The sequence below is a fragment of the Brevundimonas sp. genome (genome assembly GCF_036659295.1).
GTDB lineage: Bacteria > Pseudomonadota > Alphaproteobacteria > Caulobacterales > Caulobacteraceae > Brevundimonas.
Genome location: NZ_JAVXCU010000040.1, coordinates 8985 through 23375, shown reverse-complemented (window position 1 = coordinate 23375; position 14391 = coordinate 8985). Strand labels below are relative to the sequence as shown.

At 62.5% G+C, this 14391-nt stretch carries 16 protein-coding genes and 1 other RNA gene; 7 read left to right on the top strand and 10 right to left on the bottom strand.

The genetic code is table 11. The annotated features are described in order from the left end of the window. On the bottom strand, positions 1-693 hold a 693-nt coding region (locus RSB01_RS08905), incomplete at its 3' end, for an RluA family pseudouridine synthase (RefSeq protein WP_332625315.1). Between the two features lie 69 nt (positions 694-762). Here RSB01_RS08905 and RSB01_RS08900 point away from each other — a divergent pair. Further along, positions 763-1404, top strand: a complete 642-nt coding sequence (locus RSB01_RS08900; RefSeq protein ID WP_332620053.1) for a DUF2799 domain-containing protein — start codon at positions 763-765, stop codon at positions 1402-1404. Positions 1405-1464: 60 nt separating this feature from the next. On the opposite strand, the gene fba is transcribed toward RSB01_RS08900, so the two are convergent. The 9 genes from fba to tkt all read right to left on the bottom strand — a co-directional run bounded on the left by fba (position 1465) and on the right by tkt (position 11978). Next, positions 1465-2529: a class II fructose-bisphosphate aldolase gene (gene fba / locus RSB01_RS08895; RefSeq protein ID WP_332592050.1), complete on the bottom strand. Its 1065-nt coding sequence runs from the start codon at positions 2527-2529 to the stop codon at positions 1465-1467. A gap of 125 nt (positions 2530-2654) precedes the next feature. Further along, a complete protein-coding gene (locus RSB01_RS08890; RefSeq protein ID WP_332592051.1) occupies positions 2655-3848 on the bottom strand; it encodes a phosphoglycerate kinase in 1194 nt (397 codons plus the stop codon). 138 nt (positions 3849-3986) lie between these two features. Continuing rightward, positions 3987-4994 carry a type I glyceraldehyde-3-phosphate dehydrogenase gene (gene gap, locus RSB01_RS08885; protein ID WP_332591997.1) on the bottom strand — a complete coding sequence of 336 codons (1008 nt, stop codon included), beginning with the start codon at positions 4992-4994 and terminating at the stop codon, positions 3987-3989. Between the two features lie 173 nt (positions 4995-5167). Next, positions 5168-5392 (bottom strand): YbdD/YjiX family protein, encoded by a 225-nt coding sequence (locus tag RSB01_RS08880; protein WP_332591996.1) that lies wholly within the window; start codon positions 5390-5392, stop codon positions 5168-5170. Beyond that, the gene (locus RSB01_RS08875) at positions 5385-7445 is read right to left on the bottom strand and encodes a carbon starvation CstA family protein (protein WP_332620119.1); all 2061 of its coding nucleotides are present in this window, start codon (positions 7443-7445) and stop codon (positions 5385-5387) included. The genes RSB01_RS08880 and RSB01_RS08875 overlap by 8 nt, the downstream gene beginning before the upstream one ends. A gap of 112 nt (positions 7446-7557) precedes the next feature. After that, positions 7558-8754, bottom strand: a complete 1197-nt coding sequence (gene purT, locus RSB01_RS08870; protein ID WP_332620118.1) for a formate-dependent phosphoribosylglycinamide formyltransferase — start codon at positions 8752-8754, stop codon at positions 7558-7560. Between the two features lie 5 nt (positions 8755-8759). Continuing rightward, positions 8760-9152 (bottom strand): VOC family protein, encoded by a 393-nt coding sequence (locus RSB01_RS08865; protein ID WP_332591906.1) that lies wholly within the window; start codon positions 9150-9152, stop codon positions 8760-8762. Then, positions 9149-9997 (bottom strand): alpha/beta hydrolase-fold protein, encoded by an 849-nt coding sequence (locus RSB01_RS08860; RefSeq protein ID WP_332591907.1) that lies wholly within the window; start codon positions 9995-9997, stop codon positions 9149-9151. Before RSB01_RS08860 ends, RSB01_RS08865 begins: the two co-directional genes overlap by 4 nt. 4 nt (positions 9998-10001) lie before the next feature. After that, the gene (gene tkt, locus RSB01_RS08855) at positions 10002-11978 is read right to left on the bottom strand and encodes a transketolase (RefSeq protein ID WP_332625317.1); all 1977 of its coding nucleotides are present in this window, start codon (positions 11976-11978) and stop codon (positions 10002-10004) included. 112 nt (positions 11979-12090) lie between these two features. Between tkt and RSB01_RS08850 the strand changes: the two genes are divergently transcribed. The 6 genes from RSB01_RS08850 to RSB01_RS08825 form a co-directional block, all read left to right on the top strand. After that, positions 12091-12387 carry a hypothetical protein gene (locus RSB01_RS08850; RefSeq protein ID WP_332619901.1) on the top strand — a complete coding sequence of 99 codons (297 nt, stop codon included), beginning with the start codon at positions 12091-12093 and terminating at the stop codon, positions 12385-12387. Beyond that, positions 12387-12701: a cell division protein ZapA gene (zapA, locus tag RSB01_RS08845; protein ID WP_332619899.1), complete on the top strand. Its 315-nt coding sequence runs from the start codon at positions 12387-12389 to the stop codon at positions 12699-12701. The genes RSB01_RS08850 and zapA overlap by 1 nt, the downstream gene beginning before the upstream one ends. Positions 12702-12767: 66 nt before the next feature. Further along, positions 12768-12956: a hypothetical protein gene (locus tag RSB01_RS08840; protein WP_332591218.1), complete on the top strand. Its 189-nt coding sequence runs from the start codon at positions 12768-12770 to the stop codon at positions 12954-12956. Between the two features lie 57 nt (positions 12957-13013). Further along, positions 13014-13170, top strand: a non-coding RNA gene (gene ssrS / locus RSB01_RS08835) — 6S RNA. Between the two features lie 35 nt (positions 13171-13205). After that, complete coding sequence (locus RSB01_RS08830) at positions 13206-13760, top strand: 5-formyltetrahydrofolate cyclo-ligase (protein ID WP_332591217.1); 555 nt, start codon at positions 13206-13208, stop codon at positions 13758-13760. Continuing rightward, the coding region (locus tag RSB01_RS08825; RefSeq protein WP_332625316.1) for a TIGR00282 family metallophosphoesterase at positions 13757-14391 on the top strand (635 nt) is incomplete at its 3' end. The genes RSB01_RS08830 and RSB01_RS08825, both read left to right, overlap by 4 nt.

The window sequence follows — 14391 nt, the reverse complement described above, 5'->3', positions numbered from 1 at the left end:
CACATAGTCGGTGATGGCTTGGCGCCCGCCGTGTTTCAGCACGGCCATCTTTTTGCGGTCGTGCAGGGAGCGGCCGATCTGGGTGTCGATGCGACCACTGAGAGCATTGGGCGTGCCGCGCGTCAGGGCGATATAGGTGCGCTCTATGTCGTGGGTGGCGAACAGGGCAGACAGGCCCTGATGGGCCTCGTCGGTCTTGGCGGCGACCATGACGCCGGACGTGTCTTTGTCGAGACGGTGGACAATGCCGGGGCGGGCCACGCCGCCTATGCCCGACAGCGTATCGCCGCAGTGATAGAGCAGGGCATTGACGAGGGTGCCGGTTTCGCAACCGGGGGCAGGATGGGCCGCCATGCCGGAGGGCTTGTCGATGACGACGAGATGCGCGTCCTCGTAAAGGACGGTGAGCGGGATGTTCTCGGGCTGTGGCTCGGCAGGGGCCACGGGCGGCAGGGTGATGGTGTAGGTGCCGGTTGCGGCCTTGGCCTTGCCCGAGGTCAGGACCTGACCGTCTTTGGAGACGGCACCTTCGGCCAGCAGGGCTTGCAGGCGGGCACGCGACAGTGTGGGGAAGGCCTCGGACAGGGCCTTGTCCAGACGGATACCGGAGGCTGTGATCTCTGCGCTGAGGGCTTCGCCGCCTGCCATGTCCTCGGTATTGTCTTCGTCGGTCATTATTGGTTCATCGGCCATGAGGTGTGATTAGCACGGCTTTAAGCGGGGGGCCTCATCCTGCGGTCTGAAAATGCTTTGGTGGCACACATGATGAAGCGCATTCTGACGATAGCGGTTGTGAGTGGTGCAGCGGCCCTGCTGGGCAGTTGTGCGACCATGAGCGAGGACCAGTGTCTGGCCGGTGACTGGGGTGGCAAGGGCTATCAGGACGGCCTGAACGGGCGTGCGCCGGAACGGCTGGACGAGCATGCCAAGGCCTGTGCCAAGTTCGGGGTTACGCCAAATCCAACGGCCTATTATGCGGCGCGCGATCAGGGTTTGAGGACCTATTGCCGGTGGGAGAACGGGTTCCGCACGGGGCGCAGCGGTGCGACCTATCAAGGGGTCTGTACGCCCGCTGAGGAGAGCAACTTCCTGCCCGCTTATGAGGACGGGGTGAGGGTGTATCAGGCCGAGCGTGTGCTGTCCGATGCCGAGAGCAATGTCCGCTCGGCGGTGTCGCGCATCCGCGACCGCGAGCACAAGCTGGAGGCCAAGGAGCGCGAACTGCGTCAGGAGGGCTTAAGCCAAGAGGAGCGAGAGCGTATTCGCGCCCGTATCCGTGACTTGCGGCTGGAACTCCGCGATGCGCGGCGTGAACTGCGTATGGCCGAGGACGAGTATAGGGCTGTTGAATACGAGGCGCGGGCGATTATCCGCTCGGTCGGCGGGCGCTACGGCGTCTGGTAAAGAAAACGCCCCGCAGAGTGATCTGCGGGGCGTCTTTGATATTCAGTCTGAAATCGCAGATTAGCCGATTTGCGGGTCCAGCGAACCGGAGGCGTAGCGTTTGGCCATCTGGGCGGTGGACAGCGGGCTGATCTTGGAGGCTTGGCCTTCGCAGCCGAACTGCAGGTAGCGTTCCTGACACAGCTTGCGCATGGCTTCCTTGGCAGGCTTCAGATAGTAGCGCGGGTCGAACTCGCCCGGCTTTTCCATCAGCATTTTGCGGATAGCGCCGGTCATGGCCATACGGTTGTCGGTGTCGATATTGACCTTGCGCACGCCGTTCTTGATACCGCGCTGGATTTCTTCGATCGGTACGCCCCAGGTTTGCGGCATGGCACCGCCATAGGCGTTGATGATGTCCTGCAGGTCTTGCGGCACCGACGACGAGCCGTGCATCACCAGGTGGGTGTTCGGCAGGCGACGGTGGATTTCCTCGATCACGTTCATGGCGAGGACTTCGCCGTCCGGCTGGCGGGTGAACTTGTAGGCACCGTGCGACGTGCCCATGGCGATGGCCAGAGCGTCGACCTTGGTGGCTTTTACGAAGTCGACGGCTTGATCCGGATCGGTCAGCAGGGCCGAGTGGTCCAGCTTGCCTTCGAAGCCGTGGCCGTCTTCGGCCTCGCCCATGCCGGTTTCCAGCGAACCCAGAACGCCCAGTTCGCCTTCGACCGAAACGCCGCACGAGTGGGCCATTTCGGTGACGCGGCGCGTGACGTCGACGTTATATTCGTAGGAGGCAGGCGTCTTGGCGTCTTCTTCCAGCGAGCCGTCCATCATCACCGAGGTGAAGCCGTACTGGATGGCCGTGGCGCAGGTGGCCGGACCATTGCCGTGGTCCTGGTGCATACAAACAGGAATGTGTGGATACAGCTCGACCAGACCGTCGATCAGCTTGGCCAGAATGATGTCGTTGGCATAGGAGCGGGCGCCGCGCGAAGCCTGGATGATGACCGGCGCATTCACTGCGTCGGCGGCCTCCATGATGGCCAGGCCCTGTTCCATGTTGTTGATGTTGTACGCCGGCAGGCCGTAGTCGTTTTCAGCTGCGTGGTCGAGCAGCTGACGCAGGGTGATGCGAGCCATCCTGAAAGGTCTCCGAAGAATCTGAATCGAGTGTGGGTCTGATGTAGACCGGAAGGGGCGAAAAGTCACCTTTGCGCCCTGATGACGAAAGGGCGGACACCTGTTGGTATCCGCCCTTTGGATGATTATGCGCGCAGGGCGTCGACGCCCGGCAGCGGCTTGCCTTCCATCCATTCGAGGAAGGCACCGCCAGCGGTCGAGACGAAGGTCATGTCTTCGACAACGCCGGCGTGGTTGAGGGCGGCTACGGTGTCACCGCCACCGGCAACGGCGGTCAGTTTGCCGGCCTTGGCGAGGCTTGCAGCTTCCTTGGCGGCGGCTACGGTTGCAGCGTCGAACGGCGGAACCTCGAATACGCCCAGCGGACCATTCCAGATCAGGGTCTTGGACAGGCCCATGGCGCGGGTCAGGCGGGCGACGGTTTCAGGGCCGGCATCGAGGATCAGGTCGTCAGCGGCGATACGGTCCAGCGCGCGAACGCCGTGTTCGATACCCGGCTTGACGCCCTTGGCCACAACCACATCGACCGGAAGCAGCAGTTCGCAGCCTTTTTGACGGGCTTCTTCCATGATTTCGCGGGCGGTGTCGGCGAGGTCTTTTTCGCACAGAGAGTTGCCGACATCGACACCCTGGGCGTGCAGGAAGGTGTTGGCCATGCCGCCGCCGATGGCCAGATAGTCCAGCTTGGCGACGAGGTTCTTCAGCAGGTCCAGCTTGGTCGAAACCTTGGCGCCGCCAACGATGCCGATGACCGGCTTCACAGGTGTGCCGAGGGCGGCGTCCAGAGCCTGCAGTTCGCGGCGCATGGATTCACCGGCGTATGCCGGAAGGATGCGGGCCAGACCCTCGGTGGAGGCGTGGGCGCGGTGGGCAGCCGAGAAGGCGTCGTTGACGAAGATGTCGCCCAGTTCGGCCAGAGCCTTGGCGAAGTCGGCGTCGTTCTTTTCTTCGCCCTTGTGGAAGCGCACGTTCTCCAGCAGCACCACACCACCGGCGTCGATATCGGCCAGAACGGATTTGGCTTCGTCGCCGATGCAGTCGTCAGCGAAACGGACCGGTGCGCCCAGAAGGGTTTCCAGCGGCTCGACAACCGGCTTCAGGCTCATGGATGGCACGCGCTCGCCCTTGGGGCGGTCGAAGTGGGCCAGCAGGGCCACCTTGGCGCCGGCTTCACGCAGCTTGTTGATGGTCGGCAGGGCCACGCGCAGGCGAGTGTCGTCTGTGACTGCGCCGTTTTCCATCGGGACATTGAAGTCCACGCGGACGAGGGCGGTCTTGCCGGAAAGGTCTTTAGCGTCGTGGAGGGTGCGGAAGGTCATGGGATCGATCTGATCTTTTGGCCCAGAGAGAGGTCGTGAGGCCGTTAAGCTTGAAAGAAGGGCTCCCTGCCGAATGGAGGGAGCCCTTTATGGATAGTCGTTCTGTTCAGGAGCGGGCCGTCATGACCCGCGACCGGATCAGAGGAACTTGGCCATTTGCAGGGCGGTGTCCGACATGCGGGTGGCGAAGCCCCACTCGTTGTCGTACCAGCTCAGCACGCGAACCAGGGTGCCGTCGACGACCTGGGTCTGCGGCAGGGCAGCGGTCGAAGAGGCGTTGTGGTGGTTCAGGTCGATCGATACCAGCGGGTCGGTCGAGGTGAACAGAACACCCTTCATCGGACCGTTGGCAGCAGCTTCGAGGGCTGCGTTGACTTCGGCCACGGTGGTGGCGCGACCGGCAACGATCTTCAGGTCAACGACCGAGACGTTCGGGGTCGGGACGCGGATGGACGAGCCGTCCAGCTTGCCCTTCAGTTCCGGCAGAACCAGACCTACAGCCTTGGCAGCGCCGGTCGAGGTCGGGATCATCGACAGGGCAGCAGCGCGACCGCGGTACGGGTCTTTGTGCATGGTGTCGAGGGTCGGTTGGTCACCGGTATAGGCGTGGATGGTGGTCATGTAGCCACGCTCGATGCCGACCAGTTCGTTCAGAACCTTGGCGATCGGGGCCAGGCAGTTGGTGGTGCACGAAGCGTTCGACACGACGATGTCGTCGGCGGTCAGGGTTTCGTGGTTGACGCCGAAGACGATGGTCTTGTCAGCATTGTCAGCCGGAGCCGAAACCAGAACGCGCTTGGCACCTGCGGTCAGGTGGGCCGAGGCCTTTTCCTTCGAGGTGAAGATGCCGGTGCATTCGAAAGCGATGTCGACCTTCAGTTCTGCGTGCGGCAGGTTGGCCGGATCGCGTTCCGAAGTGACCTTGATCTTGCCGGTGCCGACGTCGATCCAGTCTTCACCCGAGGTGATGGTGCCCGGGAACCGGCCGTGAACCGAGTCGTAGCGCAGCAGGTGGGCGTTGGTCTCGACGGGGCCCAGATCGTTGATCGCCACAACTTCGATGTCAGTGCGGCCATGCTCGACGATCGAGCGAAGAACAAGACGGCCGATACGGCCAAAGCCGTTAATGGCGACGCGAACGGTCATGGGAGATCTCCTAGTCAGCAACGACGAAAGTTTGGCGTCTCAATGGGACGGACTGGCCACAAGTGCAAGCCTGAGCGGGTCACAGATGGCGAACATCGGTTACAGAGACGGGTTTTTAATAAGAAAAGCCCTCTGTGATGCGCTTGGGGCGGTCACAGAGGGCGATCGGGGAATCAGCAGCATTTGAAACTGCCGCCTGCACCGAAGCGTCGGGCTTCGTGCAGGCGGAAAAAGGCGGTGCGATCTAGCGGCTCCTGATCGGGGTGGGTGGCCCGACTATGGGCCAGATAGGCGTCATAGTCGGGCTGTCCGATCATCAGGCTGGCCGTGCGCCGTGCATCCTTGCCCCAGCGGGACAAAGTGTCACGGCACAGGCACAGAAGGTCGGCTTCAGGCATGGGCGACCTCGTTCGCAGGCGGGATTTCCACGGCGGTCGGTTGGCGGTTCTTCAACGCCTTGCGGCAAGCGCCGATGCTGTAGAACAGGATCACGACCACCACGAACAGGAAGCCTGCGGTCAGGGCGGCGTTCACATAGTCATTGAAGATGATGTGCTGCATGTCGGCCACCGACTTGGCCGGAGCCATCAGTTCGCCCGCTTCCATAGAGCCTTTATATTTGGCGGCGTGCGACAGGAAACCGACGCGCACATCCGGATGGAACAGCTTCTGGAAGCCTGCGGTCAGCGTGCAGACCAGCAGCCAGAAGGCCGGAACCATGGCCACCCATGCGAACCTCTGGCGCTTCATCTTGAACAGCACGACCGTGCCCAGCATCAGGGCAATCGCGGCCAGCATCTGGTTGGCAATGCCGAACAGTGGCCACAGGCTGTTGATGCCCCCCAGCGGATCGACCACACCGGCATAGAGGAAATAGCCCCACAGTCCGACAGTCAGAGCCGTGGCGATGACATTGCCGGTCCAGCTTTGGGTCTCGCGCATTTTCGGCACGGCCACGCCCAGCAGGTCCTGGATCATGAAGCGGCAGACGCGGGTGCCGGCATCGACCGTGGTCAGGATGAACAGGGCTTCGAACAGGATGGCGAAGTGGTACCAGAAGCTCATCATGGCTTCGCCGCCGATGACACTGGACAGGATGTGCGCCATGCCGACGGCGAGGGTAGGCGCACCGCCTGCGCGTGAGAGGATAGAATGTTCGCCCACTTGCCGTGCGAGGGTTTCAAGCTCGGCAGGCGTGATGTGGAAGCCCCATTGCGCCACAGCGGCAGCAGCCGATGTCACGTCCGTGCCGATAACGGCAGCCGGGCTGTTCATCACGAAATAGACGGCAGGGTCCAGCACACAGGCGGCGATTAACGCCATGACGGCGACGAAGCTTTCACACAGCATTGCGCCATAGCCGATCAGCGGAATCTGGTTTTCGTTCTCGATCAGTTTAGGCGTGGTGCCCGATGCGATCAGGGCGTGGAAGCCCGAGACGGCACCGCAGGCAATGGTGATGAACAAGAACGGGAACAGCGCACCGGAGAAGACCGGACCCGACCCGTCGATGAACGGGGTGATGGCCGGCATTTGCAGTTCGGGCCGCACAATCAGAATACCGATGGCCAGAGCCGCAATCGCACCGATCTTGAGGAAGGTCGACAGATAGTCACGTGGGGCCAGCAGCAGCCAGACGGGCATGACCGAGGCGATAAAACCATAGGCCATCATGGCGATGGCCAACGTCGTACCCGACAGGGTGAAGGCCGGTCCCCAGACGGGGTGATAGGCCACCTGTCCGCCCAGAATGATCGAGCCGATCAAAAGGACCACACCGATAACCGAAATCTCGCCCACACGTCCGGGGCGGATATAGCGGGTATAGAGCCCCATAAAGATGGCGATGGGGATGGTGGCGGCAACGGTAAACGTGCCCCACGGGCTTTCGGCCAGAGCCTTGACCACGACCAGAGCCAGTACGGCCAGTATGATGACCATGATCATCAGGACGCCGATCTGGGCAATAATGCCGGGGATCGGGCCCATTTCGGTTCGGATCATATCGCCCAGCGAGCGACCGTCGCGGCGGGTGGACATGAACAGGACCAGCATGTCCTGAACGGCCCCTGCAATCACCACACCGACCAGAATCCACAACATGCCGGGCAGATAACCCATCTGGGCCGCCAGCACGGGGCCGACGAGGGGACCTGCCCCTGCAATAGCCGCGAAATGGTGGCCGAACAGCACGTTCTTGGGGGTCGGCACATAGTCCAGACCGTCATTATGGCTCACGGCGGGCGTGGGACGCTTGGCGTCCAGTTGCAGCACCTTGCCCGCCAGATATTTGGCGTAGAACCTGTAGGCGATGGCATAGACGCACAGGGCGGCGGTAACCATCCAGACGGCGCTGATGCTTTCGCCCTGATGCAGGGCCAGAACCCCGATGGATATCGCGCCGATAATGGCGATGGCCCCGAATATCAGGCCGGTTTTCAGCTTGCCCATTGTGGGTCGTCCTCCCATGCCGGTCTTTGCGGCATTTTGAAGAACCTTGCCCCCTAAAACGCAAAGAGGGCAACCATAGGCTGCCCTCTTTTTACGCGACTTTTGTCTAGGCTCAGGCCGGGACGGGTTTGACCTTGGCGGCAGCTTGCGTGGCGCGGGCTCGGGCCTGATCGGTGTCGGTGCCGCGCGCGATGGCCACACCCATGCGACGGGTGGCATAGCTTTCCGGCTTGCCGAACAGTCGCAGTTCCGCTGTCGGTACGGCCAGAGCCTCGGCGACACCATCAAAGGCGATGCCTGTGCCTTCGATACCTCCATAGATGACGGCGCTGGCGGCAGGTTCGCGCAGTGTGACATCGACCGGCAGGCCCAGAATGGCGCGAGCGTGAAGGGCGAACTCGCTCAGGTGCTGGCTGCCGATTGTGACAAGGCCGGTATCGTGCGGGCGCGGGCTAACTTCCGAGAACCAGACCTGATCGCCCTTTATGAACAGTTCGACGCCGAACACGCCCCAGCCACCGAGGCTGTCCGTGACCTTGGCGGCCATGTCCTGTGCCGCCTTCAGAGCGGCATCGGTCATGGCTTGCGGTTGCCAGCTTTCGACATAGTCGCCCTTGACCTGACGATGGCCGATGGGGGCGCAGAAATCGGTACGGGTAATGCCGTCAACATCGCGCGAGCGGACAGTCAGCAGGGTGATTTCAAAGTCGAAATCGATGCGGCCCTCGACAATCACCTTACCGCCAGAAACGCGACCGGATTGTTCGGCATAGTCCCATGCGGCGGCGATCTGGTCGGCGCTCTCGACATAGGACTGGCCCTTGCCCGAGGACGACATGACGGGTTTGACAAAGCACGGGAAGCCGACCTTGCGCGCGCCCTCGGCCAGTTCCTCTGCGGAACCGGCAAAGGCATAGGCGCTGGTGGGGACGCCCAGTTCTTCGGCGGCAAGGCGGCGGATGCCCTCGCGGTTCATCGTCAATTGGGTGGCGCGGGCGGTTGGCACCACGCGGGCCAGACCGGCATCCTCGATAATGGCCAGCGCATCGGTGGCGATGGCCTCGATTTCGGGCACGATGATGTGCGGGGCTTCGGCCATGATCAGGCCGTTCAGCACCTGCGGATCGGTCATGGGGATGACGTGGTTGCGGTGCGCCAACTGCATGGCGGGGGCGTTGGGATAGCGGTCAACTGCAATTACCTCGGCTCCGAGGCGTTGCAGTTCGATAGCCACTTCCTTGCCGAGTTCCCCCGACCCCAGCAGCATCACACGGACAGCGGTGTCGGAAAGCGGTGTGCCGATCTTCATGGCGGTCAGGCTCCGGTAGCAGGTTCGATCAGATCCCAGGCATTGCCGTAGAGGTCTTCGAAGACCACCACCTTACCATAGGCTTCGTGACGAGGCTCTTCGCGAAACACCACACCGGCCTTTAGCCAGTTGGCGTGGTCGCGCATCAGGTCGTCGGTATAGAGAAACAGCCAGACACGGCCGCCCGCCTGATCGCCGATCTGGGCGACCTGCTGGGGCGTTGCGGCGCGGGCCAGCAACAGCGAGGTCTGGCCACCTTTGGGCGTGACGCGGACCCAGCGCTTTGCGCCGCCCATGTCGGTATCTTCGCTAAGGTCAAAGCCCAGTTTGCCGACATAGAAGGCAATAGCCTCGTCATAGTCGCGGACCAGCAGGCTGACAGCACCTAGATGGCTCATTGTGCAGCGTCGGGTGCAGGCATCGCATAGAGACGACGGAAGGCATCCAGTGCAGCACCGTGATAGATGGTGGCGTGGCTCTCGGTCGGGCGGGGGGTAAAGTCCCATCTGGTATTGGGCATGGCGTGATCACGCAGATGGGCGGTCAGGACATCCATCGGGGCCTGCATCTCTTCGCCTTCGTCGCCGAGCGTCAGGATCAGGGTGCGAGGGTCATTGGAATGGTCGCGCAGATGGGCACCGGACTGGCGCGCCAGCTTGCCGCCGTCCCACCACAGGCTGGGGCTGACCGCGACATAGGCGTCGAACATCTGCGGTTCTTTGAGGAAAGTCTCGACGACGAACAGACCGGCCAGAGACTCGCCCATCAGGGCCGTTTCGCCATTGGTGCGCAACTTGGCCTCGATGAAGGGCTGGACCTCTTCAGCGACAAAGCGGCGAAAGCGGTCGGACTGGCCTTGCGTCGGATAACGGGCGATCAGTTCGGCGTTCTCGGTCGGCAGGGCCAGTTCGTTGCGGCGGTCGACCGAGGCAATGCCCACAACGATGACGTCGCGGGTGGTGCCGACGATGGTGCCCAACTGGGCGATGCCCGAGATGTGGTGGAAGTCCTGATCCTGCCCGCCGTCCAGCACATAGAGGACCGGATAGGTCTGGCCGCTGCGCTCGTATCCGGGCGGCAGCCAGACATTGATCTGGCGCGTCTGGCCCATGACCGTCGAGGGCAGGGCGTAGGACTGGCCGATAATGATCGGCGTCTCGACGACAGTTGGTGTTTCGGCAGAAGCGGTCGCGCCGCCTGCCATCGTCAGGCCCAGAGCGAGGGCGATGGTCAGGCGGCGCATAGGCTTACAGTCTCGTTTTGGCAGCTTCGATCACGGCGTCGGCCGTAATACCGAACTTTTCGTACAGAACTTCGGCCGGAGCCGAGGCCCCGAAGCCGGTCATGCCAACGAAAGCACCGTCTTCGCCGATGAAGCGCATCCAGCCCTGTTCCAAACCGGCCTCGACCGCGATGCGGACAGTGCCGCGTGCGATGATGGCGTCCTGATAGGCTTTCGGCTGTTGGGCAAACAGTTCGAACGACGGCACCGAAACCACGCGGGTGGCGATGCCTTCGGCTTCCAGCTTGGCGGCAGCATCGATGGCGATAGCGACCTCGGTGCCGGTGGCGAACAGGCTGACCTTGGCGGCACCATTGGCGGCCTTCAGCTCATAGGCACCCTTACGCGACAGGTTTTCACCGGCGTCGGTGGTGCGCAGGGCCGGCGTTTTTTGACGCGACAGGCACATGGCCGACGGGGTGGTCTTGTGTTGCAAGGCGACCTGCCAGCATTCCAGTGCCTCGACCGTATCGGCAGGGCGGAACACCATCAGGTTCGGGATGGCACGCAGCGCCGCCAGATGCTCGACCGGTTGGTGGGTCGGGCCGTCTTCGCCCAGACCGATGCTGTCATGCGTCAGGACGTGAACCACGCGGGTACCCATCAAGGCCGCCAGACGGATGGCCGGACGGCTATAGTCCGAGAACACCATGAAGGTGCCGCCGTAAGGAATGACACCACCGTGCAGGGCCATGCCGTTCATGGCGGCGGCCATGCCGAACTCGCGGATGCCATAGTTCACATAGCGGCCGTGATAGGTCGGCGCGTCCATGATCTGGGTGTTCTTGACGAAGGTGTTGTTCGAGCCGGTCAGGTCGGCCGAACCGCCCACCAGTTCCGGGATAGCGTCAAACACAGTGGCCAGAGCCTCACCCGAGGACTGGCGCGTGGCCATGGCGGGCTTGGTTTCAACCAGTTCCTTGATCTTGGCTTCGAGGGCGGCAAAGGCACCGTTCGGCAGATCACCGGCCATGGCACGGGTGAACTCGTCGCGCGCTTCGTTGCCCAGCAGGCGGGCTTCCCACGCCTTGCGGTGCTTGGAGCCGGCCTTGCCGACGCTCTTCCATGCCTTGTCCAGCTCTGCCGGAATCTCGAACGGAGCAGCAGTCCAGCCCATTGCTTGACGCGACGCAGCGATTTCCAGGTCGCCCAGAGCTGCACCGTGGGTCTTGTGGCTGCCTTCCATCGTGGCAGCGCCCTTGCCGATCTTGGTCTTGCAGGCGATCAGGGTCGGGACCGACTGCTTGGTGGCCCAGGCCAGTGCCTTTTTGATCTGGCCGTGGTCGTGACCGTCAATGGCCTTGACCGCCCAGCCCGAGGCCTTGAAGCGGGCCAGTTGGTCGGTCGCGTCCGACAGGGCAACAGAACCGTCGATGGTGATGGCGTTGTCGTCCCACAGCACGCAAAGCTTGTTCAGCTTCAGACGGCCAGCCAGAGCGATGGCTTCTTGCGAAATGCCTTCCATCAGGCAGCCGTCACCGGCGACTACCCATGTGCGGTGATCCACCAGATCGTCACCGAAGCGCGAGGCCAGGTGGCGCTCGGCCATGGCAAAGCCGACCGAATGGGCCAGACCCTGACCCAGCGGGCCGGTGGTGACTTCAACGCCTTCGAGGTGGCCATATTCGGGGTGGCCTGCGGTACGCGAGCCCCACTGACGGAAGTTTTCCAGCTGTTCGCGGGTCGCCTGCTTGTAACCGGTCAGGTGCAGCAGCGAATAAATCAGCATCGAGCCGTGACCGGCCGACAGAATAAAGCGGTCGCGATCGGCCCAGTTCGGGGCCGAAGCATCAAACTTCAGGAATTTCGAAAACAGGACAGTGGCGACATCGGCCATGCCCATTGGCATGCCGGGGTGGCCGCTTTTGGCCTTCTCGACGCCATCCATTGCCAGTACGCGGATGGCATTGGCCATCATCTGCGGTGAGGGTTTCGAGAACATCGAAAGGGCGTCTGTCACGGCAAAGCCTTTTTCAGAACAGAGAAATGGGGACGGCGCCGCTTTACCCCGCCGCGCCTACGGGTTCTATAGCGAATCTGAAGAAAGGACCCAGATGGACGCTCTGACAGCCGCAAAGGCTCGAATTGAACGGGCTCTGAATGAACTGGAGCAGAAATTCCAGGACATGAAAGCCAGGTCGGAAGCCGCAAGGCTGCCCGACGATGATCTGTTTGCGCCCTTGTCCGACGACGGTGCGAACGCCGAACGTATGGCCGAACTGGAAGCTGCCGGACAGCAGGCGGCAGAGGCTCTGGCCGCTGCGGCACAGGCTGTGCGCGAAATTCTGGAACAGCCGGCCAGCGAATCCATTACAGAAACCAGTGATGTATCTGAAATGGAGCCGCGCTGATGGCGACAGTAACCGTTGAAGTGAACGGTCGTGCCTATCCGGTCGGGTGTGCGGACGGGCAGGAAGCCCGCGTGACCCAACTGGCGCAGGAGTTTGCCTCCAAGGTGTCACAGGTGGCCGATCAGGTCGGTCAGGTCGGTGATCTGAAGCTGTTCCTGATGGGGGCTCTGATGCTGGCCGATGAACTGTCGGAGGCGCGCCGTGGTCGTGTGGCCCCGCCGCCGGTGGTCACCGAGGCCGTCAATAATGATGGCGTAGCCGAAGCTCTGAACGCTGTGGCGGCCCGTCTGGAGAAGCTGGCGCAAAGCTTTTAGCTGATACGCCCCCACTCCGAACCCCAAAGACCTGTACGCCCTCGCAAGAACGGGGGCCGCAGTCGTGTGCGTGGGGGGCGTGCGCGTCGTGGGCGGGGTGACGAGCGCCAGCTTGATCTGCTGGACTGGCTGGACGCGCAACCCGTTTGTGCCCCCGCAAAGTCGCGCTTGAGGGCGCAAGGAGGCGATTCCGAGGTGGATGAAGACCAACTGGATCTGGTCGAACTGATTGACGGATTGGGCCGCGCCGCCTGATCTTTTTCATGCGCCCTTGAGTGCAAGGCAAACACACCCTATTTTGCGCCTCGGCGGGTCTTGCTGCGGCCCTCGTCGGGGACAACATTCCTCCCGGCCTTAATCATCTCGAAGGGAGCTGTCCCTGTTTGGGCCCGAGGGCCTGAGTATATGGCGCCCACCTGTCTTACAGGTTCGAGAGGATTCATCGCCCCACGGTTCTTGTGGCGCCGCCAACCCAAACCCCGTCCTGTTCCGCAGGACGGGGTTTTGTGTTTCATAGCCCGTATGGACAAAGTCGAAATCCGCACCTGTATGCGCGCCCAGCGCAAGCTGCTGAACACGCCCGAGCGGCTGGCCGCTATTGTCGGCCATGCGGGCGACCTGCCTGCGGGGGCGGTGGTGGCGCTTTATTCGGCCATTGGAGCCGAGGTGCCGACAGGGGAACTGGCCAAGGCGCTGGCGAAACAAGGCCGTACCCTGTGCCTGCCGGTGGTGGTGGATCGTGATGCGCCAATGGTGTTTCGACTGTGGTCCATCGGTGATCCGCTGGAAGACGATGCCGCCGGATGCCCCGCGCCGCTGGACTTGGCGGGGGAGGTGACACCTGATCTGGTCATCACGCCTCTGGTGGCGTTTGACGGGCGTGGTGGTCGGCTGGGGCAGGGCGGCGGTTATTATGACCGCACCTTCGAGGCTCTATCCGATGTTATGCGTGTGGGGCTGGCCTTTGCCGGGCAGGAGGTCGATCAACTGCCTAAAGAGCCGCATGACATAGGTCTGCATGGTATTTTGACCGAGAACGGTTATAGACCCTTCAAATGAGATTGGCATTTTTCGGTGACGTAATCGGCAAGAGCGGACGGGATGGTCTAAGCGACCACCTTCCGGGTCTGCGCCGCGATTTGAAACTCGACTTCGTGGTCGTGAATGGTGAAAACGCTGCGGGCGGGTTCGGCATTACCGAAAACACGGCCAACGAGATTTATGCGGCCGGTGCCGATGTCATCACGCTGGGCAACCACTCGTGGGACCAGCGCGAAGCCCTGACCTATATTGTGCGCGAACCACGCCTGATCCGTCCGGCCAACTATCCGCGCCTGATGGATGCCCCCGGTCGTGGTGCCGACGTCTTCGTGACGCCCGACGGTATGCGGGTTCTGGTCATCAACGTGCTGGGCCGCGTTCACATGGACCCGATGGACGATCCGTTCAGCGCCGTAGAGCGCGAACTGGATGCTGCCCCGCTGGGCGTTGTGGCCGATGCCGTCATCGTTGATATCCACGCCGAGGTGACGTCCGAGAAGATGGCTATGGGCCATTTCTGTGACGGCCGCGCCTCGCTGGTGGTGGGCACCCACACCCACGTTCCGACCGCCGACGCGCAAATCCTGCCGCACGGTACGGCCTTCCAGACCGATGCCGGCGGTTGCTGTGACTATGACAGCGTCATCGG